Consider the following 21,036-nt stretch of genomic DNA (forward strand, 5'->3'; position numbering starts at 1 on the left):
GGGCCAGCTCGGACTGCAGGTCGGCCGGGCTGGGCCGGTGCTCGGCGGCCATCTGCATGCAGGAGTCGATCAGCGGTCGCAGCTCGTCGGGCAGGCCGGCCAGGTCGGGACCCTCGCGGAGCAGCATGAAGACCGTCTCCACCGGATTCGCGCCGTGGAAGGGGGCGTGGCCGGTGGCCGCGAAGACGAGGGTGGAGCCGAGGGAGAAGATGTCGCTGGAGCCGGTGACGCTGCGGGAGTCCCGCGCCTGCTCGGGCGACATGTAGGCGGGGGTGCCGACGGCGACGTTGGTCATCGTCAGCCGGGTGTTGGAGACGCCGGAGGCGATGCCGAAGTCGATGACGCGCGGGCCGTCCTCCACGACCAGGACGTTGGAGGGCTTCAGGTCGCGGTGGACGAGGCCGGCGCCGTGGATGGACTGCAGCGCCTCGGCGATGCCGGCCGCGAGCCAGCGCACGGCCTGGGCGGGCAGGGGGCCGCACTCGTTGACGATCTCTTCGAGGGAGGGTGCGGGCACGTACGCCGTGGCCAGCCAGGGCACGGCGGCGCGCGGGTCGGCGTCGACGACGGCGGCGGTGTAGAAGCCGCTGACCGCGCGGGCCGCCTCGACCTCGCGCGTGAAGCGGACCCGGAAGAGCTGGTCCTCGGCGAGCTCCGTGCGCACCGTCTTGATCGCCACCCGCCGGCCGGACGCCGAGCGGGCGAGATAGACCAGCCCCATGCCGCCGGCGCCGAGTCGGCCGAGCACCTCGAACGGGCCGATCCGTCTCGGGTCGTGCTGCGTAAGCTGCTCCACCACTGACCTGCCACCTCCCCGTCGGGGCTTGAAGGGTTTCAGCCCCGTGCAGCGTCTCACCGCGAATTATCCCGGGGTACGCATGCTGATTCTTCCTGGCGAACGACGCGGTGGCGAACCCGGGTCGCGCTTCACCCTCTCTCCACCACATGCGGAACGCCTCGCCCCGCGCCTCCTACCCCCGCTTCCCGTCCGCGACCCGCCGTTGCCCCCGGGGGCTTCCGCCATGGCCCGCGGGGTCTGTCACGACTGCCACGTTAGCGGGGGACCGGGGTGTTCCGCGGGACCTGTGGACAACCGTGCGAAGGGTCTCCGAAGGGCGTTGTCCACAGGCTGTTGATAAGAGGATTCACCGGTACGGGCCAATCCCGCGCGATCTTCCCGCGACCCTCCACAACCCCTCTGAGCTGGCCTTACACCCCACTCCGCACCCCTGCCCCCATTTGCATGCGGCCGAATCGCGCTCCGATCACCCCTCGGTAAGCTGACGGCATGACAGGACAAGTACGCACCGTCGACGGCCGCGTGGCCGGACGACGCGGCCAGGCGACGCGGCAGAAGCTGCTCGACTGCCTCAGCGAAATGCTCAGCTCCTCTCCCTACCGCGACGTCAAGGTCATCGACGTCGCCCGCAAGGCCGGCACCTCGCCCGCGACCTTCTACCAGTACTTCCCGGACGTCGAGGGCGCCGTCCTCGAGATCGCCGAGGAGATGGCCAAGGAGGGCGCGAGCCTGACCGACCTGGTCGCCGGCCGCTCCTGGGTCGGCAAGTCCGGCTGGCAGGCCGCCGAGGAGCTCGTGGACGGCTTCCTCGGGTTCTGGCGCAAGCACGACGCCATCCTGCGCGTGGTCGACCTCGGGGCGGCCGAGGGCGACAAGCGGTTCTACAAGATCCGCATGAAGATCCTCAACGCCGTCACCAACTCCCTCACCGACTCCGTCAAGGAGCTGCAGTCCAAGGGGAAGGTGGACAAGGACGTCAACCCCGCGGCCGTCGCCGGGTCGCTCGTCGCCATGCTCGCCGCGGTGGCCTCCCACCAGAAGGGCTTCCAGAGCTGGGGCGTCAAGCAGGCCGAGCTCAAGCCGAACCTCGCCCTCCTCGTGCACCTGGGCATCACGGGCAAGAAGCCGACGAGGTAGCACTTCCGGCACCTCGCACGTCCGCACGTCCTGTCATCGCAGCGGCGGGCCCCCTCCGGCCGGGCCCGGAGGGGGCCCGCCGCAGTGATTTTCCCCCTCGTTCCCCCCTCGTTCCCTCACTCCTCGCCGCGGCCCGTACGCGGCTCCAGACGGAACAGCCGGATCTCCCGCTCCACGTGCGCCTGGTATCGCGCGTACGGCGGCCAGAACGCCACCACGGCCTTCCACGCGGCTTCCCGCTCCGCGCCCCGCAGCAGCCGGGCCCGCACGGGCACGTCCCGCCCCCTCCAGCTGACCTCCGCCTCCGCGTGCGCCAGCAGGTTCGCCGTCCATGCAGGGTGACCGGGGCGGCCGAAGTTGCTGCCCACCAGCACCCAGGCGGTCGGCGGCTCCCCCTTGGGCCCCTCCGTCATGCAGGCGAGCGGCGTGCGCCGCGCCTGTCCCGTCCGTGCGCCGGTCGACGTGAGCACCAGGCCGGGCAGAAGACGGGCGCTGAGCAGCGTCCTGCCGCCCGTCAGGCGGTGCACCGCACGGTCCAGGGCCGGCACGCAGTGCGGCGCGATCCGCGCGAACGTACGGCTGGAAGAGAGCCTCTGCACCACGCGCTCCAGACGCTCCTTGCGCCCCCTGTGTTGCGCCGCGGTGCCCTTCACGACGCCACCGCTTCCCGTTCCGGGCGCCCGGCAAACAGCCCGGCGAGCTCCGCCGCCCGCGCGCGCAGCCGCTCCGGGGGACCGAAGAGCAGGCCGTCCGAAGCAGCCCGTTTGAAGTACAGCTGCACGTCGTGCTCCCACGTCACCCCGATGCCGCCGTGCAGCTGGACGGCGTCCGCGGCCACCGCCCGCAGCGTCTCCAGGGCCTGCGCAAGAGCGACACCCGCGACGCCGGCTTCTCCCCCTGCCCCGTCGCCCGGCACTCCCGCTCCGGCCGCCCACGCCGCGTAGTACGCCGCCGAACGCGCCGCCTGCACGGACACGTACAGATCGGCCAAGCGGTGTTTGACTGCCTGGAAGGAGCCGATGGGCCGGCCGAACTGTTCACGCGTCCGCACGTGTTCGACCGTCGCCTCCAGCGCCCGGCCGGCCGCGCCGACGGCCTCCGCGGCCAGCATCGCCGCAACGCTCCCGCCCAGCCGGGCCAGCGCGGCGGCAACCTCGTCGTCCGCGTGGCCCAGGAGATCGGCCTCCGCGTCCCGCAGCTCGATACGGGCCTGCGGCCGCGTCTCGTCCAGCGCGGTCAGCCGTGTGCGGCGCACTCCGCGGACCACGTCCGGCCGTACGACGAACAGCAGCGTGCGGCCGCGGACGTACCCGCCCGTGCGGGCGGCGACCAGCAGCACTCCCGCACTGTGCCCGTCCAGGACCTGCGCCGCCTCGCCGTACAGGCGCCAGCCCCGCCCCGCCCCGGCCGGGTGCGCCTGCACGCCGCCCGTCCTGCCGCCTCCAGCCGGGACGCCATCGCCCGGCCCGGTCAGGCCGAGCGCCACGGGCAGCGAGGTGCAGGGCAGCACGAGCGCGCCCGTCAGCTCGCCGGAGGCGATGCGGGGCAGCAGTTCCGTCCGCTGCAGGCGCGTGCCCAGCGCGGCCACCAGGGGGGCCACGAGGCCCGCCGTGGGCAGGAGCGGGGACGGCAGCAGGACGCGGCCCGTCTCCTCGCAGGCCAGGGCGAGCTCCGTGGGGCCGCACCCCACGCCTCCGTAGCGCCGTTCGACGGCGAGCCCGGGCAGCCCCAGCTGCTCGGCCAGCTGCCGCCACAGCGGTTCGTCGTAGCCGGCCGGGGTACGGACCGCGGCCCGGATCCCGTCCGGCCCGCAGCGCTTGACCAGCAGCTCGCGCAGGGTGCGCCGGATCTCGACCTGCTCCTCGGTGAATGCGGCATCCATGGGACACGCCCTCCCGGATCTGACGGGCCGTCATCTTAAGTCGGGCAACCACACTTTCCCACCCCTGATCTGATGTAGCGTCAGTTCATGGCCTCTGCCCTCCGAGCACGCAAGGTCGCCGTCTTCGGCGTCTCCCTGTCGGACTGCGGGCGGGTCGACTCGGCCACCGCCTACGACCTCCACGCACAAGCGGCCCGGCGCGCCCTGGCCGACTCCGGACTCCACCGGTCCGCCGTCGACGGGCTCGCCTCCGCGGGCCTGGGCACGCTGGCCCCCGTGGAGATCGCCGACCATCTGGGCCTGCGCCCCGACTGGGTGGACTCGACCTCGGTCGGCGGCGCCACCTGGGAGGTCATGGCGGCCCACGCGGCCGACGCGATCGCCGCGGGCCACGCGAACGCCGTCCTGCTCGTCTACGGATCCACCGCCCGCGCCGACCTCAAGGCGGGCCGCCGGACCGCCGGCCTCTCCTTGGGCACACGGGGCCCGCTGCAGTTCGAAGCCCCTTACGGGCACACGCTCGTCGCCAAGTACGCCATGGCCGCGCGCCGCCACATGCACGAGTACGGCACCACACCGGAACAGCTCGCCGGCATCGCCGTCCAGGCACGCGCCAACGCCCGCCACAACCCCCACGCCCTGTACCGCGACCCGATCACCGTGGACGACGTCCTCGGCGGCCCCTTGATCGCCGACCCCTTCACCAAGCTCCACTGCTGCGTCCGGTCGGACGGCGGCTGCGCGGTCCTGCTGGCCGCCGAGGAGTACGCCGCGGACGCCGCCCGGCCGCCCGTGTGGGTGCTGGGAGCCGGCACGGCGGTATCCCACTCGGCAATGTCGGAGTGGGAGGACTTCACCGTCTCCCCCGCCGCACGCTCCGGGCGGCTGGCCTTCGCGCGCGCCGGTGTCACCCCGGCGGAAGTGGACGTGGCCGAGCTGTACGACGCCTTCACCTATATGACGCTCGTGACGCTCGAAGACCTCGGCTTCTGCGCCAAGGGCGAGGGCGGCGCCTTCGCCGAGCAGGGCAGGCTGACGGTGGGCGGCGGCCTTCCGGTCAACACGGACGGGGGTGGCCTCTCCGCCTGCCATCCGGGGATGCGGGGCCTGTTCCTCCTGGTCGAGGCGGTGCGACAGCTGCGCGGTGAGGCCGAGGACGGCCGGCAGGTGCGCAGGCCGGACGGAGAGCTCCCCCGGATCGCCGTCGCCTCGGGCACGGGCGGCTGGTTCTGCTCGGCGGGGACGGTGATCCTGGCCCGCGATTGACCGGCGGGCACGCCCCCGAGGCGGGCCGTAGGGGCCGGCCGTAAGCAGGGGCTGCGCGCGGGGCCGTACGGGCAGCACCGGCGCCCGGGCGGGGCCGGTGTTGGATGTACCCATGAGCGACGCACCGGACGACGACACCCGCCGGCAGGCCTTCCACCACCTCCTGCGCTCCCTGCCCGTGTGGGACACCGAGCTGCCGCACTTCGACCCGGCCTCAGCCCCCGCGGACCCCCTGCCCCTCTTCCAGCAGTGGCTGATCGAGGCCGCCGAGGCCGGGACGCCGGAGCCGCACACCATGACCCTCGCCACCGCCGACGCGAGCGGCCGCCCCTCCGTACGGACGCTGATGCTCCACGACGCCGACGAGCGCGGCTGGCATTTCGCCACCCACCGCACGAGCCGCAAAGGCCGGGAGCTGGCCGCGCGCCCGGAGGCGGCCCTGGGCTTCTACTGGGCGGCGGTCGGCCGCCAGGTCCGCATCCAGGGCACCGTAACGGCCGCGGGTGCCGCGGAGAGCCGGGCCGACCTCGCGCAGAGGTCCACCGGAGCGCTGGCGGCGGCCCTCGTGGGCAGGCAGAGCGAGGTCCTGCCCTCGCCCGAGGAGCTGGAGCGCGCTTCGGACGCGGCCTGGGAACGGGCCCGCCGCGAGCCGGACGCCCCGGTCGGCAGCTGGACCCTGTACGTCCTGGAGGCGCAGGAGGTCGAGTTCTTCCAAGGGGACGCCCGGCGGCGGCACGTGCGCCTCAACTACCGCCGCCGCCCTTCCGCGGAGGGCGGCTGGGCGACCGAACTCCTCTGGCCGTGACCGCCTCCTCGGCCGCCTGGGTGACCGCCCGCGAGGGGGCTTCCGGTACGGCATCCGAGGGGGCGCCGAACACTGGTATGGACAAATGCGGTTCGCCCGGCGGCCGCGCCCCCTCCACTTCCCGGAACCGGACCGTCAGCGCCATGCCGATCCGCAGCTCGCCCTCATGGCATCCGACGACTTCGGTCATCATCCGCGGCCCCTCGGCGAGGTCCACCACGGCCGCCGTATAGGGCACCCGCCCACCGAAGGGCGGGAGGTCGTTCACATGGACGACCGACCAGGTGTAGAGCGCCGCCCGGCCGCTCGCCGCCTCCCAGACCACGTCCTCGCTCCAGCAGCGCGGGCAGAACTGCCTGGGGTAGTGGTGGGCCAGCCCGCAGCCGGCCGCGCGGCAGCGGCGTATCAGCAGCCGGCCCCGGGCCGCCGCTTCCCAGTAGGGGACGGTGAAGGCGTCCACTTCGGGGATTTCGAAGCGCGGAGCCGGCGGACCGGCGGAACGCGGCGCCAATGGCGCCGGCGGACGATTCGCGTGCAATTCACCGACCCCCTCGTATTCCGCGCCGGTTTCCCCGGGAGTTTCCCGCCCCCGCCCTCCGTTTGTTTGCTCGCCGCGCCATTCCTGACAGTACGTCAGCTAGGTAGCCTGACTATACGTCAGCTTGTCGGCCATTGAGCAGGAGTGGACGAGACACGATGCTTGGATCGACTCACGGCACCCTCACCACCACCTCCCGTCCGGCCCGCGTGGTGGCCTGCGGCGAGCGTCCGGGCCCCGCCGTCCACGGCACGGCCGACGGCACCGAGGACACCGACGTCAGCGGCAGGCCCCTGCGCTCGGACATACCCGACCTGGACCGGCTCTTCCGCCCCGAGACCGTCGCCGTCATCGGGGCGTCGGACGCCGAAGGCCGCCCCAATACCGGCATCACCCGGCAGCTCATCGCCTGGTCCGAGCGGGTCGGCGCGCGTCTGCACCCCGTCCACCCCACCCGTACGTCCGTCTTCGGCCTCCCCTGCCATCCGTCCGTCCGCGATCTGCCCGAACGCGTCGACCTCGCCGTCCTCCTCGTGGGCGACCCGCTGCCCGTCCTGGAGGAGCTGGACGGCTCCAAGGCCGCCTTCGCCGTGGCCTTCGCCGCCGGATTCGCCGAGAGCGGCCCCGCGGGCGCCGCCGCCCAGGCCGCCCTCGCGGACGCCGCCCGGCGCTCCGGAGTGCGCCTCCTCGGCCCGAACACCAATCTCAACGCCTTCGAGCACTTCCGCGACGACCTCGACGGCCCCGCCATCGCCCTGATCACCCAGTCAGGCCACCAGGGCCGGCCGGTCTTCGCCCTGCAGGAGATCGGCATACGGCTCTCGCACTGGGCGCCGACGGGCAACGAAGCGGACCTGGAGTGCGCGGACTTCATCTCCTACTTCGCCACCCGGCCCGAGGTCGGAGCGATCGCCGCGTATGTGGAAGGCCTCAAGGACGGCCGCGCCTTCCTGCTCGCCGCGGACCGGGCCGCCCGGCACAAGGTGCCCGTCGTGGCCGTCAAGGTCGGCCGGACCGAAGCCGGCGCCCGCACCGCCGCCTCCCACACCGGCAAGCTGACCGGCGCGGACGACGTGGTGGATGCGGCCATGCGGCAGTTCGGCGTGATCCGCGTCGACAGCCTGGACGAGCTGCAGGACACCGCGGCGCTGCTGGCCCGCGCCCGGCCGCCCCGGGCCCCCGGCGTGGCGGTCTATTCGATCTCCGGCGGCACCAGCGCCCACTTCGCCGACCTGGCCACGGCCGCCGGCCTCGCGCTCCCGGCGCTCTCCGCCGCGAAGCAGGCCGAGCTCCACCAGTGGATCCCGGAGTATCTGAACGTCGCCAACCCCGTGGACTGCGGCGGCCATCCCGTGGGCGACCGGCGCGGGCGCAAGATCATCGACGCGCTGCTGGCCGATCCCTCGATCGGCGTGCTCGTCTGCCCCGTCCCGGGGCCCTTCCCGCCCATGAGCGACAAGCTCGTGCGCGACCTCGCCGACGCGGCGGAGCAGACGGACAAGCTGGTCTGCGTGGTCTGGGGCTCCCCCGTCGGCACCGAGGACGCCTATCGCACGACCCTGCTCGGCTCCTCGCGCGTGGCCACCTTCCGCACCTTCTCCAACTGCGTCACCGCCGTGCGCGCCTACCTCGGCCACCACCGCTTCACCGCGGCCTACCGCTCCCCCTTCGACACCGCGCCCCGCACCCCGTCCCCTTCGGCGCGCAAGGCGCAGGAACTCATGCGCCCCGGCCAGCAGCTCAGCGAGCACGCGGCCAAGCAGCTGCTGCGCGCGTACGGCATACGCGTGCCGCGCGAGCAGCTCGTGACCAGCGCGGCGGCGGCCGTGCGGGCGGCCGGCCTCGTGGGCTACCCGGTGGTGATGAAGGCCTCGGGCCCGCAGCTCGCCCACAAGACCGAGCTGGGCCTGATCAAGATCGGCCTGACGTCGGCCAGTCAGGTCCGCGACGCCTATCGCGAACTCACCGACATCGCGCGCTACGAAGGGCTGCCGCTGGACGGCATCCTGGTCTGCCAACTCGTCGGCCGGGGAGTGGAGATGATGGTCGGCATCACGCCCGACAGCCTCTTCGGCCCGACCGTGACGGTCGGCCTCGGCGGAGCGCTGGTGGAGGTCCTGCACGACACGGCGGTGGCCGTGCCGCCTTTCGGTGAGGACCACGCGCGCGCCATGCTCGAAGGGCTGCGCGGACGCGCCCTGCTGGACGGCGTCCGGGGGGCGCCCCCGGCCGACGTGGACGCGCTCGTGGAGACCGTCCTGCGTGTCCAGCGCATGTCTCTGGAACTGGGCGGGGCACTCGCCGAACTCGACATCAACCCCCTGGTGGTGCTCGAGCGCGGTCAGGGCGCCGTGGCCCTGGACGCGCTCGCCTTCTGCCACTGAACAGCGCGCGGCAGCGCGTGGAAGCAGGAGAACCCCCATGTCCCTCTCCCCCCGTGACAAGCCGCTCGACCGCGGCGGCCTCGATGACTCAGTGATACTCCACACCACTGACAACGGGGTCTCGTGGATCACCCTCAACCGCCCCGAGGTCATGAACGCCATAGCCCCTGAGCAGCGGGAATGCTTGATTTCCCAGCTTTCGGGGGCCTCCGCCGACCCGGCCGTCAGGGCCGTCGTCATCACCGCCACGGGCGCGGCGTTCTGCGCCGGCGCCGACCTTCGCGCCACCGCGTCGAGCGCCATGGACCCGGCCGTCCCGGGCGTGTCGGCGGCCTCCGTCGCTTCGGGCCGGCTGCCCGGGGACGTGGCGCGCACGATCCGCCGCGGCGCCCAGCGGCTGATCGCCGCCGTGCTGGACTGCGAGAAGCCCGTGATCGCCGCCGTGAACGGGACCGCGGCGGGACTGGGCGCTCACCTCGCGCTGGCCTGCGATCTCGTCCTCGCGGCCGAATCGGCCACCTTCGTCGAGGTGTTCGTCCGCCGCGGCCTCGTCCCCGACGGCGGAGGCGCGTATCTGCTGCCGCGGCTGGTGGGGCCCCAGCGGGCGAAGGAGCTGATGTTCTTCGGCGACGCGCTCACCGCCGCCGAGGCGGAACGGATGGGGCTGGTCAACCGCGTCGTCGCCGGGGCGGGGCTGGCGGCCACGGCGCGGTCGTGGGCCGAACGGCTGGCCACGGGTCCGACCCGGGCCCTCGCCCTGACGAAGCAGCTGGTCAACGCCTCGCTGGACGGCGACCGCGCGGCGGCGTTCGCCGCGGAGGCCGCCGCTCAGGAGATCAACATGACGACGGAGGACGCACGGGAGGGCGTCAAGAGCTTCCTCGAACACCGCAGCCCCGCCTACCGGGGGCATTGACGGCGCCGGAACCTTCAAAACTGACGCGCCATCAGCTTCAATGGCCTTCATGATGGGACACGCAGGCATGGCCGCCCTCGCCGTCCGCTATCTGCGCCCCTCCGGCACACCGGCTCCCGCGGTGGCCGCACAGCCCGACCCCATGCCGCGACCGGAACTGCGGTCCGTTCGGGCGGACGAGCAGCCCCCGCCCGCTCCCCGGGAACTGCGCCGCGTCCTGGGGCGGTTCGCGGGCGGGGTCACCGTGATCACTGCGCGCGGCGCCGACGGCGGACCTCCGGCCGGCTTCGCGTGCCAGTCCTTCGCCTCGCTCTCCCTCGATCCGCCGCTCGTGGTCTTCATGGTCGGCCGCGCGTCCACCACCTGGCCGCGCATCGCCCGCGCCGGGGTCTTCTGCGTCAACGTCCTCGGCGCCGGGCACAGCGCGCTCTGCAAGGCCTTCGCGGTGAGCGGTGCGCAGGCCGCGGACAAGTTCGCGGGCGTACGGCACGGCCCTTCGCCCGTGACAGGGTCGCCCCTGCTCGCGGGCGTGCCCGCGTGGGTGGACTGCACGGTGCACGCCGTGCACACGGGAGGGGACCACCTCATCGTCGTGGGGCGCGTCGAGGCACTGGGTGCGGACGAGGAAGGAACCGCGGCCCGGGAGGGGCCGCTGATCTTCTACCGGAGCACGTTCGGAACCTTCACCGCGCTCGACCCGTGAGGTGACCGCCGGGCGCTCCGGGCGGCAGTCACTTCTTGTGCTTGACGACCTTCGTCAGGACGTACCGCTTGCCGGAGCCCGGCTTGCCCACCTCGTGGTAGAGCCGGGGCTCCTTGTCGGTGCCGCTGACGGTCCAGTTGCGCCGGAGCTCGCACGATCCGATGCGCAGGGACAGGCCCTGGACCTTCCCGTCGCCCTTGACCGGCTTCCAGGTGCCCGAGCCGTCGCAGTCCTTCGGCCGGTCCTTGCCGGTGCCGTCCCAGGCGTAGTTGTCGAGCCCGTCGGCCACGGCCGTGCCGTCGGCGGCCAGCCTGACCGTACCGTCGTGGCCGTCGCTCCAGAGACCGGCCAGCTGCGCCGAGTCGAGCCTGGGCGGCTGGTAGACCTTGACCATGCCGGTCCCGTAGACCGCTGCCCCGACGGCTCCCACGGCCAGCCATGCGATGACGCCGTCGCGCGCGACCCTGCGGGCCGTGCGGACGGGCCGGCCTTCCCGGACGCGCCGTGCGGCGGTTCCGGCGATCAGGGTGGCGGGCAGGAGGGCGACCGTGAGGAAGACCCACCACAGGAGGTACTTCAGGGGCGCCGCAGGGGCGAGAGTTCCGAGGGCCGACACTGCGCCGAACACGGCTACCGCGGCAGCCGATACGAAAGGCACCGCAGCGGCGTTCCACAGCGGGCCGCCACGTCGGCCCGGGCGGCGCGTGACCGTACGGGCGAGCGCCAGTGCGGGCACCACGGTGACGGCCGTGACGAACCCGCTGACGAGGACGCCGAGCAGGGCGACCGCGAAGACGACCCCGGCGATCACGAGGAGGCCGTGCGGCAGTCCGTCGTGCTCGCGCGAGAGCAGCACGAGGAAACCGATCGTCCCGGCGACGGCGGCCTCCGCGCACAGCGCGGCCATCGACGCGCAGAACGCGGCGCCGAACCCGTCCGGGTGCATCACCCGCTTCTGCGCCCGAGGGGTCTCCTCGGACGCGGTCCCCGCCCCCGCGTCGACCGGTGCCGCTTCCGCCATCGCATCCGGCTCAGCCTGCTGTGTCATCGCTGCCCCTCTCTTAAAGAGAGATCCCGGCGGAGGCTGAGAGGTTGCTTTTGCCGACCGATTGATCCCTACGTGCCCCGATGCACACGGATCCGGTGCGGGGCTCGAAGGATCACGCCGGCTCCGCCGCGAGCCGCCCTGCCCCGCGCGGCCGCCTGCGGATGACCAGGGCCATGAGGGCCGCCACGGCACACAGCGCGCCGGAGGCGTACCAGACGACGTCGTACGAGCCGAAGGCGTCGCGCGCCACGCCGCCCAGGAAGGCCACCACTGCGGCGCCGACCTGATGGGAGGCGAGCACCCAGCCGAAGACGATGGCGCTGTCCTCGCCGTAGTACTCGCGGCACAGGGCGATGGTGGGCGGCACGGTGGCCACCCAGTCGAGGCCGTAGAAGACGATGAAGAAGACCATCGGCGGGTGAACGGTGGGCGCCAGCAGCATCGGCAGGAACATCAGGGACACGCCCCGCAGGCCGTAGTAGACGGCCAGCAGCCTGCGCGCCTCGAACCGGTCGGTGAACCAGCCGGAGGCGATGGTCCCGACGACGTCGAAGACGCCCACCACGGCGAGCAGACCCGCGGCGGCCGTCATCGGCATGCCGTGATCGTGCGCGGCGGGCACGAAGTGCGTCTTCACCAGACCGTTCGTGGTGGCGCCGCAGATCGCGAAGGTCCCCGCGAGCAGCCAGAAGGGACCCGTCCGGGCCGCATCGAGCAGCGCCTTGACCGCGCGCCGCGCCGCACCGGGCGCGGGGACCGGCTTCGGCACGGGGACGTCGCTGCCGTAGGGGGCCAGGCCGACGTCCGCCGGGTGGTCGCGCAGCAGCAGCCACACGAACGGCACGACGACGAGGGCGGCGACGGAGACGGTGACGGCGGCGGGCCGCCAGTCGTGGTGTTCGACGATCCAGGACAGCAGCGGCAGGAAGACCAGCTGCCCGGAGGCTCCGGCGGCGGTGAGGATCCCGGTGACCAGTCCTCGCCGGGCCGTGAACCACCGGTTGGTCACGGTGGCCGCGAAGGCCAGGGCCATCGAACCGCTGCCGAGGCCCACGAGCACGCCCCAGCACAGCACGAGCTGCCAGGCGGCGGTCATGAAGACCGTCAGCCCGGCACCGGCGGCGATCACGGTCAGGGCGCAGGCGACGACCTTGCGAATGCCGAACCGGTCCATCAGGGCGGCGGCGAACGGCGCCGTGAGGCCGTACAGGGCGAGGTTGACGGAAGCGGCGAAGCCGATCGTGCCGCGCGACCAGCCGAACTCGCCGTGGAGCGGCTCGATCAGCAGGCCGGGCAGCGAGGCGAAGCCGGCCGCCCCGATGATCGTCACGAAGGTGACGGCGGCCACCGACCAGGCGCGGTGGAGGCGCGGGCGGCGCCGGCCGGGGCCGGCGGCGGGGCCCGGGCGCGCGGAGGGGCTCTCCGACGGGGTGGGAAGTCCGGTTGCGTGGGTCACGCCATCAGCATCCGGAGGCGCTCCCTCCCGGACGAGTGGCCCGAAGGACAGCATCCGCTAGGATCGGGCCACGCGGTCCGGCCGGGCCCAGGCCGGGCCGGCCGGTCCGCACACCGGACCCGACGGCACGGAAGGCTTCTGGGGGCGGACTGAATGACGCAGCAGATACCGGGAATCACTCGCTCCGACCGGCACCCCGACGCCCGGCCGCACCGCGTCGCCGTCCTCGCCCTGGCCGGCGTGATCCCGTTCGAGCTGGCCATCCCGTACCGGATCTTCGGCAGGGCCAAGACGTCTTCCGGAGAGCCGCTGTACGAGGTGGTGACCTGCGCCCTGGCAGCCGGGCCCGTGCAGACCGACGCCGACTTCTCGATCAACGTCGAGCTCGGTCCGGAAGCACTCGCCGAGGCCGACACGATCGTCGTTCCCGCCTCCTACGAGTTCGGGCTGCCGTACGACGAGGGCCGGCTCGGTGACGAGCTGTCCGCCGCCTTCGCCGGGATACGCCCCGGCACGCGCATGGTGTCGATCTGCACCGGCTCGTACATCCTCGCGGCCGCGGGCATCCTCGACGGCCGGCCCGCGACCACCCACTGGTCCAGCACGGAGCGCTTCCAGCGGATGTTCCCGGCCGTCCGGGTGGACGCCGACGTGCTCTTCGTCGACGACGGCGACGTCCTGACATCGGCCGGCGTGGCCGCCGGCATCGACCTGTGCCTGCACATCGTGCGGCGCGACCACGGCACGGCCGTGGCGAACGAGGTGGCCCGGCGAAGCGTCGTCCCGCCGCACCGCGACGGCGGCCAGGCGCAGTACATCCAGCGGCCCGTTCCCGAGCCCCAGCTCGCGACGACCACCGCGGCCCGCGCCTGGGCGCTGGGGCGGCTGGACCAGCCCATCCAGCTGCGGGACATGGCCGAGCAGGAGGCCATGAGCGTCCGGACGTTCACGCGCCGCTTCCGCGAGGAAGTGGGCATCAGCCCGGGCCAGTGGCTGACGCAGCAGCGTGTCGAGCGGGCGCGGCACCTGCTGGAGGACAGCGACCTCTCCGTCGACCAGGTCGCGCGGGACGCCGGGTTCGGCACGGCCGCGTCGATGCGGCAGCACCTGCAGGCGGCGCTCGGCGTGTCACCGACGGCCTACCGGCGGACGTTCCGCGCGGTCAACCGGGCCGCCCGGGGCTGAGCACCGGGCTCGTAGGCGCGTGCTCAGCCCGTGCGGGCCTTTCAGTCGCGGAAGGCGAGGACGGCGCGGGAGACCCGGCCGCCCAGGGTGTCGTCCGCGGCCCGCGCGAAGTCCTCGACCGGATAGGTCCGGGTGACGAGTTCGTCCAGGAGAAGGCGGCCCTCCTGGTAGAGCCGGGCGTAGAGGGCGATGTCGTGCTGCGGGCGCGAGGAGCCGTAGCGGCAGCCCAGGATCGCCTTGTCGAGGTAGAGGGAGGAGACGCGGAAGGACGCCTCGGCCCCCGCGGGCGGCACGCCGAGCAGTACCGCCTGGCCGTGCCGCGCGAGCAGGTCGATCGCCTGCCGGACGAGTCCCGTGTCACCGACGCACTCGAAGGCGTGGTCGGCGCCGTCGGGCAGGATCGCGCGGACGGCCGCCGGGCCGTCGGGGACCGCGCCGGCGTCGACGAAGTGGGTGGCGCCGAACCGCCGGGCCGCCGCCTCCTTGCGGGGGTTGGCGTCGACGGCCACGATGATCGAGGCACCGGCGATCCGGGCCCCCTGGAGGACGTTGAGTCCGATGCCGCCGGCGCCGATGACGACGACCGATTCGCCGGGGCCGACCCGGGCGCGGTTGAGCACGGCGCCGACGCCGGTGAGGACGCCGCAGCCGATCAGTGCCGCGGAGGTCAGCGGGATGCCGGCGGGAATCCCGACCGCCTGGACGGCTTTGACGACGGTGCGTTCCGCGAAGGCGGAGCATGAGGCGAAGTGGAAAAGTCGCTCACCCCTGCGGCTGAACGGCCGGGCCGGTTTGCCGATGGACTCGCGGCACATGGTCGGCCTGCCCCGGTCGCACTCGCCGCAGGCGCCGCATCCGGCGAGCGTGGACAGTGCCACGTGATCACCGGGCCGTACGTGGGTGACGCCGGGCCCGACGGCCTCCACCACACCCGCGCCCTCGTGCCCGAGCACCACGGGAAGCGGGTAGGGGATGGTGCCGTCGGTCACGGAGAGGTCGCTGTGGCACAGGCCTGCGGCCGCGACGGAGACCAGGACTTCGCCGGGGCCGGGTTCGCGGACTTCCAGATCGTCGGCGACCAGGGTGTCTTTGCCGTCGAATATGACGCCTCGCATGACTGCGGTCCTCTCGGTGCTCTCAGTCCTTCGATCCTTCGGTCCTTCGGTGCCGGTCTTGTCGGCCTTATAAGTGGTCTCGGCCTCGGAAGGCCGTTGCGGCGCCGGGTCAGGAGGCCCAGACCACCGACTGGAGTTCGCTGTACGCGTGCAGGCCGAACGAGCCGCCGTCCCTGCCGATACCGCTCTCCTTGAATCCGCCGAAGGGCGTTTCGGGGTGCCGCTGGACGGTGTTGACGCCGACGTTTCCGCTGCGCAGGCGCGCGGCGAGGGCCCAGGCGCGGGCGGAGTCGGCGCTGAAGACGTAGTCGTGAAGGCCGTAGGCGGTGCTGTTGGCGAGGCGAACGGCTTCCTCCTCGTCCTCGAAGGGCAGGGCCACGACGACGGGGCCGAACAACTCCTCGCGTGCGACCGCGCTTTCGGGGGTCACGTCGGTGATGAGGGTCGGGGCGACGTAGAAACCGGGCTTGAGGTCGGGGCGGTCGCCGCCGACGACGATCCGGGCGCCTTCCGCACGGGCCGCGGCGATGTACGCCTCGACGCGGTCGCGCTGGGCGGCGGAGATCAACGGCCCGACGACCGTGGAGTTATCCACAGGGTCCCCGATCTTCAGTGCGCGAGCGTAGTGTTCGAGACCGGCGACGACCTTCTCGTACAGCGGCCGCTGCACGAGCACCCTGGTCGGCGCCGTGCAGATCTGTCCGCTGTGGAAGGACCAGACCGAACCGACCGCCCCGATCGCCGACGTGAGCACCGTGTCGCCGGCATCCCCCAGGACGATGGCCGCGCCTTTACCGCCCAGCTCGAGCAGGGTGCGCTTCATCGACCTCCCCGCGGCCTCGGCGATCTGTTTTCCGACCGCGGTGGAGCCGGTGAAGCTGATCATGTCGACGCCGGGGTGGGACACGAGCGCTCGGCCGGCGCCGGGCCCCGAGCCGGTGACGATGTTGAAGACCCCGTCCGGGAGGCCGGCCTCCCGGAGGATCGGGCCCAGGTGGAGACAGCCGAGGGGATCCTGCGGCGCCGGCTTGGCGACCACGGCGTTCCCCATGGCCAGGGCGGGCGCGAGCTTGCCCGCGAGGTTGACGACCGGGAAGTTGTAGGAGGTGATGCAGGCGACGACGCCCACGGGGCGACGGACCGCGGCGGCGCCCATCAGGCCGCCGGGAGCCAGCGGGCTGCCCTGGACCGGGTGCGGCGCGAGCGGGATGGCCGCCGGCTCCAGCGCCCCGCGGGCGTAGCGGCGGAAGCGGTCCACCGCCGGGGGCAGTTGCAGGGCCGAGGTGACGCGCGCCGTCGCACCCGTCTCGGCCTGGAGCAGGGCCAGGAGCTCTGCTCCGTGTTCGGTGATCAGTTCTGCTGTCCGGTCCAGTACGGCCGCGCGCTCGCGCGGATCCGTACGGGACCAGCCGTCCTGCGCGGCTTGCGCGGCGGTCACGGCGGCGGCGACCTCGGCGGGGGTCGCCTCCGGTGCCGCCCCGACGACCTCTTCGGTCGCCGGATTGACAACTGGATAGTGACCGTTTTCGGGCGTGCGCCACCTACCGCCGATCCAGTTCCCGTACGTCCTCATGGCCGGGGCTCCTTCGGCAGTCCGAGTACGCGCTCGGCGATGGAGGTGCGCTGCACCTCCGCCGAGCCTCCGTAGATCGTGTCGGCTCTGGAGAAGAGGAACAGGCGCTGCAGCCCGTCGAGTTCATAGGGTTGCTCCGCGCTCCACGCGTGCGGCCCGAGGACCGCACCCGGGCCGCGCACGTCCATGGCCAGTTCGCCGAGGCGCTGGTGCCAGCTGCTCCAGAGCAGCTTGGAGACGCTGGGCGCGCCGGGGACGTCCGCGTTCCCCAGGGCCCGCAGGGCCGTCCAGCGCATGGCCCTCAGGTCGGCCCACAGCCGTACGATCCGGTCGCGCACCGCCGGGTCCGCTGCGGCTCCGGTCCGCCGGGCGAGGCGGACGATGCGGGCGAGTTCGGCGGCGAAGCCGATCTGCTGCGCGAGGGTGGCCACTCCGCGCTCCCGGCCCAGGAGGTCCATGGCGACGCGCCAGCCGTTGCCCTCCCCGCCCAGCACGTGGTCGGCGCGGGCCTCGGCGCCGTCGAAGAACACCTCGTTGAAGTCGGCCTCGCCGGTCAGCTGCCGGATCGGGCGGACTTCGATGCGTCCGGGCTGGTCCATCGGCACGAGCAGAAGGGAGAGCCCGTGGTGCCGGTGGGAGCCCGTGGTGGTGCGGGCGAGCAGGAAGCACCAGTCGGCCTGGTGGGCGTGGGAGGTCCACAGCTTCTGGCCGGTGATGCGGTAGGTGCGGCCGCCGGAGTCCCGGACGGCGGCGGTGCGGAGGGCGGCCAGGTCGGACCCGGCGCCGGGTTCGCTGTAGCCCTGGCACCAGATCTCCTCGCCGCGGGCGATGGCGGGGAGGAAGCGGGTGCGCTGGGCGGGGTCGCCGTGGGCGAGGAGGGTGGGGGCGAGGAGGTGCTCGCCCATGTGGCCGAGGCGAGCGGGCGCTCCGGCGCGGGAGTACTCCTCGGCCCAGACGACCTGTCCGGTCAGGGCCGCGGTGCGGTTGCCGTAGCTGCCGGCCGCGGGGTCCCAGCCGAGGCCGATCCAGCCGTCGGCGCCCAGTTCGCGTTCCCAGGCGCGGCCCGCGGTGGGGGGCGGTTCCCCGGCGAGGTGCTCGGCGAGCCAGGCGCGCGCCTCCTGCCGGAGGGCCTGGTCCTCCGGCCCGAAGGAGAAGTCCATGAGTGGCTCCCCGTCACGCGTTGGGGCGGGCTTTGGCGGCGGCAGCTTCGGCCATCGCCTCCAGGTGGGCGAGCATCGGCATGGGGTCGGTGCCGACGGTACGGGGCAGCAGGTCGGCGATCCTCTCCGGCGTCCAGGGGCCTTCGGCGCAGACGGAGCGCAGTTCGCGGGGCTGGGCCCACACCGCGATCCTCGGACCGGCCGCCGTGTAGACCTGCCCGGTGATCCCTTGCTCGCGGGCCTGTTCGCCGAGCAGATAGACGACGAGTGCCGCCACGTCCTCGGGGTCGCCGATGTCCTTGAGCTCCATCGGCACTCCGGCGGACATCCGCGTCCGTGCCACGGGGGCGACGCAGTTGGCCGTGATCCCGTACTTGTGCAGACCGAGGGCGGCGCTGCGGACGAGGGAGATGACGCCGCCCTTGGCGGCGGAGTAGTTGGCCTGGGCGACGCTGCCCTGGTGGTTGCCGCTGGTGAAACCGATGAGGGTGCCGTGCTTCTGGCGGCGCATGACCGCGGCGGCGGCGCGGAAGACCGTGAAGGTCCCCTTGAGGTGGGTGGCGACGACGGGGTCCCACTCCTCCTCGGTCATGTTGAACAGCATCCGCTCGCGCAGGATCCCGGCGGCGCAGACGACGCCGTCGAGCCGCCCGTACCGGGCGAGGGCGGTGTCCACGATGCGCTGCCCGCCCGCCATCGAGGACACGTCGTCCGCGACGGCGACGGCTTCGCCTCCGGCCGCCTCGATCTCCTTGACCACGCCGGCGGCGACCTCGCTCGTGGGCTCGTTGCCTTCGACGGAGACGCCGTAGTCGTTGACCACGACCCTTGCCCCTTCGGCGCCGCAGGCGAGGGCGACGGCGCGGCCGATGCCGCGGCCCGCACCGGTGACGGCGACCGCCTTTCCGGCCAAGAAGCTCCCCATGGCGCACGCCCCTTCCCGCTCAATCTGACGGACCGTTAGATTTTTGGGCAGAGCCGGCGAAGGCACAAGCCCCGCACGGGCACCGATCCGGGGAGGGAGTCCATGCCACTGCCACCGGAGTTCCACGAGATCGCCAAGCGGGTCAACAACTGGGGCCGTTGGGGCGACAGGGACGAGATAGGCACGCTCAACCTGATCACGGACGCCGTCGTCCGTGAAGCCGCGGCCACCGTGCTCACCGGCCGTCGAGTGGCCCTGGCGGTGCCCCTGCGGCAGCGCGGGATCCAGACCGGGCTGATTCCGGGCAGGGTCAACCCCCTGCACACGATGCTCTCGATCAATCAGCAGTGCGCTCCGGAATCAGTGGCCACGAGCGACGACGCCGTCACCATGGGCCTCCAGGCAGGCACCCACTGGGACGCACTGCCGCATGTCTCCCACGGCGGCAGGATCTACAACGGCCGCTCGGCGGACTCGGTCACCGCCCACACGCGCGCCGCCTTCAGCGGCATCGAGAAGACCCGGCACGTCGTCTCGCGGGGGGTGCTGCTCGACGTGGCGCGCGCCCGGGGCGTGGAGCGTCTGGAGCCCGGCCACGCGGTCACCCCGGAGGACCTGGAAGCGGCCGAGGACATGGGCGCGGTCGCGGTGGGACCGGGAGACATCGCGCTCGTCCGCACGGGCCACATGCAGCACTACCTGAGGGGCGACCGGCGGGCGTACGGGCATTCGTCGCCCGGGCTGTCGATCCGCACGCCCGAATGGTTCCACGCACGGGACGTGGCGGCCGTCGCCAACGACACCCTCTGCTTCGAGGTCTTCCCGCCGGAGATCGAGGGCCTGTGGCTGCCGGTGCACGCGCTGCACCTGGTGGAGATGGGGATGCTGCAGGGGCAGAACTGGAATCTGGAGGAGCTCTCAGCGGCGTGCGCGCAGGAGCGGCGCTACGCCTTCCTGCTGACGGCGACGCCCGAGCCCTTCGAGGGCGGGGTGGGGGCGCCGGTGGCACCGGTCGCCGTGCTCTGAGCCGGGGCCGGGGCGGACGGCCGGGCCGGCAGGACAGGGCCCCTTGCGGACGTGGGCGGGCGGCGACGTACCGATGCGCACCCCGAGCACGGCACCGCACGTCGCCGCCGGCTCCGGCGCTGGAGCCCTGAACCGCGCCGGACCGCGACCCGCACTCGCCAAGGCAGCCCGGTGACCGTGGGCCTCTCGACGTCCCCTCGCAACGAATCGCTGCATCCAAGAGTGATCACGTGGACACTTCACGTCAACACCTGGTCTGGACTTTGTCGATTACGCCCGATTTATGACGGCGCGTGGGGAGTCGAAAGCGCCGACCCACGAGGGGCCGATGCGGTCGACCTCGCACCAGATGCGCTTGCCGCTGCCCTCGGCCTGCCAGCCCCAGCGGTCGGCGAGTCCGTCGACCAGCTCAAGGCCGCGACCGCCGGTGTCTTCGCCGCCCGCGCACCTGCGGCGGGGCGGACGGGCGCTGATGTCGGCGACCTCGACGCGGACGGTGCCTCCGTAAGTTCCTGCCCCGGCGCCGCCGGCGCCCGGGAAGAGCATGCGCAGCACGGCCGGGCAGCCGGTGTGGACCACGGCGTTGGTGACCAGCTCGGAGATCAGCAGGATCAGCGTCTCGGCGAGCGGCTCATCGACGCCTATCCCCGACCCGGCCAGCCGCGACCTCGCCCACCTGCGGGCCCGCCCCACCTCCGCGGGGTCGGCCCGGACCTCCATCTGCATCTGAAGCACCTGCACCGCTCACACCATCCGTACCGGCGGACACAACGCCTCGCGTCTCCGAGGGATCACGGAACGTGACCTCCTTCCGAGACAGCATGGTTGACGCACAGTCACCCCAACAAGCGCTTCGGGCATATTCCGGCGCAAAGGAGTATGGCTACTGCATACTGTGCGACGCGTGCTGCGAAGACTCGAACACCGGGGGCCTTTCGGAACCGCTCCGGGACGAGCATCAGACATGCGCACGCCTGGCGACGCCACATGGGCAACTTCCGCCCCGCCGCGCTTCTGAACCTCTCGCATTCAAGGGAGAGTACCCGAGCCCGGGCCCGACTCCGCCCTGTGACGAGTAACGTCCGGGACACAGCCTGATATCGACATGCTGTGAGCGG

At 72.9% G+C, this 21,036-nt stretch carries 19 protein-coding genes; 8 read left to right on the forward strand and 11 right to left on the reverse strand.

All coding sequences use genetic code 11. The features are described 5' to 3' along the window. Nucleotides 1–799, reverse strand: a 799-nt coding sequence (locus ACSNOG_RS21300) for a serine/threonine-protein kinase (protein ID WP_436754274.1), incomplete at its 3' end; no start/stop codon positions are given. 489 nt (nt 800–1,288) lie between these two features. Here ACSNOG_RS21300 and ACSNOG_RS21305 point away from each other — a divergent pair. Next, nucleotides 1,289–1,936, forward strand: a complete 648-nt coding sequence (locus ACSNOG_RS21305) for a TetR family transcriptional regulator (protein WP_058046754.1) — start codon at nt 1,289–1,291, stop codon at nt 1,934–1,936. A gap of 116 nt (nt 1,937–2,052) precedes the next feature. On the opposite strand, the gene ACSNOG_RS21310 is transcribed toward ACSNOG_RS21305, so the two are convergent. Together ACSNOG_RS21310 and ACSNOG_RS21315 are read right to left on the reverse strand one after the other, a co-directional pair. Continuing rightward, complete coding sequence (locus ACSNOG_RS21310; RefSeq protein WP_436754294.1) at nt 2,053–2,547, reverse strand: nitroreductase family deazaflavin-dependent oxidoreductase; 495 nt, start codon at nt 2,545–2,547, stop codon at nt 2,053–2,055. A gap of 38 nt (nt 2,548–2,585) precedes the next feature. Further along, nucleotides 2,586–3,818, reverse strand: a complete 1,233-nt coding sequence (locus ACSNOG_RS21315) for an acyl-CoA dehydrogenase family protein (RefSeq protein ID WP_436754275.1) — start codon at nt 3,816–3,818, stop codon at nt 2,586–2,588. Between the two features lie 87 nt (nt 3,819–3,905). Between ACSNOG_RS21315 and ACSNOG_RS21320 the strand changes: the two genes are divergently transcribed. Together ACSNOG_RS21320 and ACSNOG_RS21325 are read left to right on the forward strand one after the other, a co-directional pair. Continuing rightward, complete coding sequence (locus ACSNOG_RS21320) at nt 3,906–5,084, forward strand: thiolase C-terminal domain-containing protein (protein WP_436754276.1); 1,179 nt, start codon at nt 3,906–3,908, stop codon at nt 5,082–5,084. A 112-nt stretch (nt 5,085–5,196) separates the two neighbouring features. Next, a complete protein-coding gene (locus tag ACSNOG_RS21325; protein WP_436754277.1) occupies nt 5,197–5,889 on the forward strand; it encodes a pyridoxine/pyridoxamine 5'-phosphate oxidase in 693 nt (230 codons plus the stop codon). On the opposite strand, the gene ACSNOG_RS21330 is transcribed toward ACSNOG_RS21325, so the two are convergent. After that, entirely contained in the window at nt 5,828–6,400 is a 573-nt protein-coding gene (locus ACSNOG_RS21330; RefSeq protein ID WP_436754278.1) for a Zn-ribbon domain-containing OB-fold protein, read from the reverse strand. The genes ACSNOG_RS21325 and ACSNOG_RS21330 overlap by 62 nt on opposite strands. A gap of 185 nt (nt 6,401–6,585) precedes the next feature. Between ACSNOG_RS21330 and ACSNOG_RS21335 the strand changes: the two genes are divergently transcribed. Genes ACSNOG_RS21335 through ACSNOG_RS21345 form a run of 3 tightly spaced genes read left to right on the forward strand, consistent with a single transcriptional unit; the run spans nt 6,586 to nt 10,430 of the window. Further along, nucleotides 6,586–8,811: an acetate--CoA ligase family protein gene (locus tag ACSNOG_RS21335; RefSeq protein ID WP_436754279.1), complete on the forward strand. Its 2,226-nt coding sequence runs from the start codon at nt 6,586–6,588 to the stop codon at nt 8,809–8,811. Nucleotides 8,812–8,848: 37 nt separating this feature from the next. Then, on the forward strand, nt 8,849–9,727 hold the full coding sequence (locus tag ACSNOG_RS21340) for an enoyl-CoA hydratase/isomerase family protein (RefSeq protein WP_436754280.1): 879 nt from the start codon (nt 8,849–8,851) through the stop codon (nt 9,725–9,727). A 40-nt stretch (nt 9,728–9,767) separates the two neighbouring features. Next, nucleotides 9,768–10,430 (forward strand): flavin reductase family protein, encoded by a 663-nt coding sequence (locus ACSNOG_RS21345; RefSeq protein ID WP_436754281.1) that lies wholly within the window; start codon nt 9,768–9,770, stop codon nt 10,428–10,430. A 28-nt stretch (nt 10,431–10,458) separates the two neighbouring features. Here ACSNOG_RS21345 and ACSNOG_RS21350 read toward each other — a convergent pair whose 3' ends face one another. Next, nucleotides 10,459–11,478, reverse strand: coding sequence for a hypothetical protein (locus ACSNOG_RS21350; protein WP_436754282.1), 1,020 nt, complete (start codon nt 11,476–11,478; stop codon nt 10,459–10,461). 112 nt (nt 11,479–11,590) lie between these two features. Further along, nucleotides 11,591–12,934 carry an MFS transporter gene (locus tag ACSNOG_RS21355; RefSeq protein WP_436754283.1) on the reverse strand — a complete coding sequence of 448 codons (1,344 nt, stop codon included), beginning with the start codon at nt 12,932–12,934 and terminating at the stop codon, nt 11,591–11,593. Nucleotides 12,935–13,087: 153 nt separating this feature from the next. Here ACSNOG_RS21355 and ACSNOG_RS21360 point away from each other — a divergent pair, with 153 nt between their 5' ends. After that, nucleotides 13,088–14,119 carry a GlxA family transcriptional regulator gene (locus tag ACSNOG_RS21360; protein WP_436754284.1) on the forward strand — a complete coding sequence of 344 codons (1,032 nt, stop codon included), beginning with the start codon at nt 13,088–13,090 and terminating at the stop codon, nt 14,117–14,119. 41 nt (nt 14,120–14,160) lie between these two features. On the opposite strand, the gene ACSNOG_RS21365 is transcribed toward ACSNOG_RS21360, so the two are convergent. From ACSNOG_RS21365 to ACSNOG_RS21380, 4 genes are all read right to left on the reverse strand, one after another. Further along, nucleotides 14,161–15,234 (reverse strand): Zn-dependent alcohol dehydrogenase, encoded by a 1,074-nt coding sequence (locus tag ACSNOG_RS21365; protein WP_436754285.1) that lies wholly within the window; start codon nt 15,232–15,234, stop codon nt 14,161–14,163. Nucleotides 15,235–15,343: 109 nt separating this feature from the next. Further along, nucleotides 15,344–16,807, reverse strand: a complete 1,464-nt coding sequence (locus tag ACSNOG_RS21370) for an aldehyde dehydrogenase family protein (RefSeq protein ID WP_436754286.1) — start codon at nt 16,805–16,807, stop codon at nt 15,344–15,346. Further along, nucleotides 16,804–17,967, reverse strand: coding sequence for an acyl-CoA dehydrogenase family protein (locus ACSNOG_RS21375; RefSeq protein WP_436754287.1), 1,164 nt, complete (start codon nt 17,965–17,967; stop codon nt 16,804–16,806). Before ACSNOG_RS21375 ends, ACSNOG_RS21370 begins: the two co-directional genes overlap by 4 nt. Before the next feature lie 13 nt (nt 17,968–17,980). Next, on the reverse strand, nt 17,981–18,892 hold the full coding sequence (locus tag ACSNOG_RS21380; protein WP_436754288.1) for an SDR family NAD(P)-dependent oxidoreductase: 912 nt from the start codon (nt 18,890–18,892) through the stop codon (nt 17,981–17,983). Nucleotides 18,893–18,994: 102 nt separating this feature from the next. Here ACSNOG_RS21380 and ACSNOG_RS21385 point away from each other — a divergent pair, with 102 nt between their 5' ends. Continuing rightward, nucleotides 18,995–19,918, forward strand: a complete 924-nt coding sequence (locus tag ACSNOG_RS21385) for a cyclase family protein (RefSeq protein WP_436754289.1) — start codon at nt 18,995–18,997, stop codon at nt 19,916–19,918. A 270-nt stretch (nt 19,919–20,188) separates the two neighbouring features. Here the strand turns inward: ACSNOG_RS21385 and ACSNOG_RS21390 are convergent, their stop codons facing one another. Then, a complete protein-coding gene (locus ACSNOG_RS21390; RefSeq protein WP_436754290.1) occupies nt 20,189–20,659 on the reverse strand; it encodes an ATP-binding protein in 471 nt (156 codons plus the stop codon). Nucleotides 20,660–21,036: the final 377 nt, after the last annotated feature.

The organism is Streptomyces sp. URMC 124 (genome assembly GCF_051386455.1).
In the GTDB taxonomy this organism is placed as follows: Bacteria; Actinomycetota; Actinomycetes; order Streptomycetales; family Streptomycetaceae; genus Streptomyces.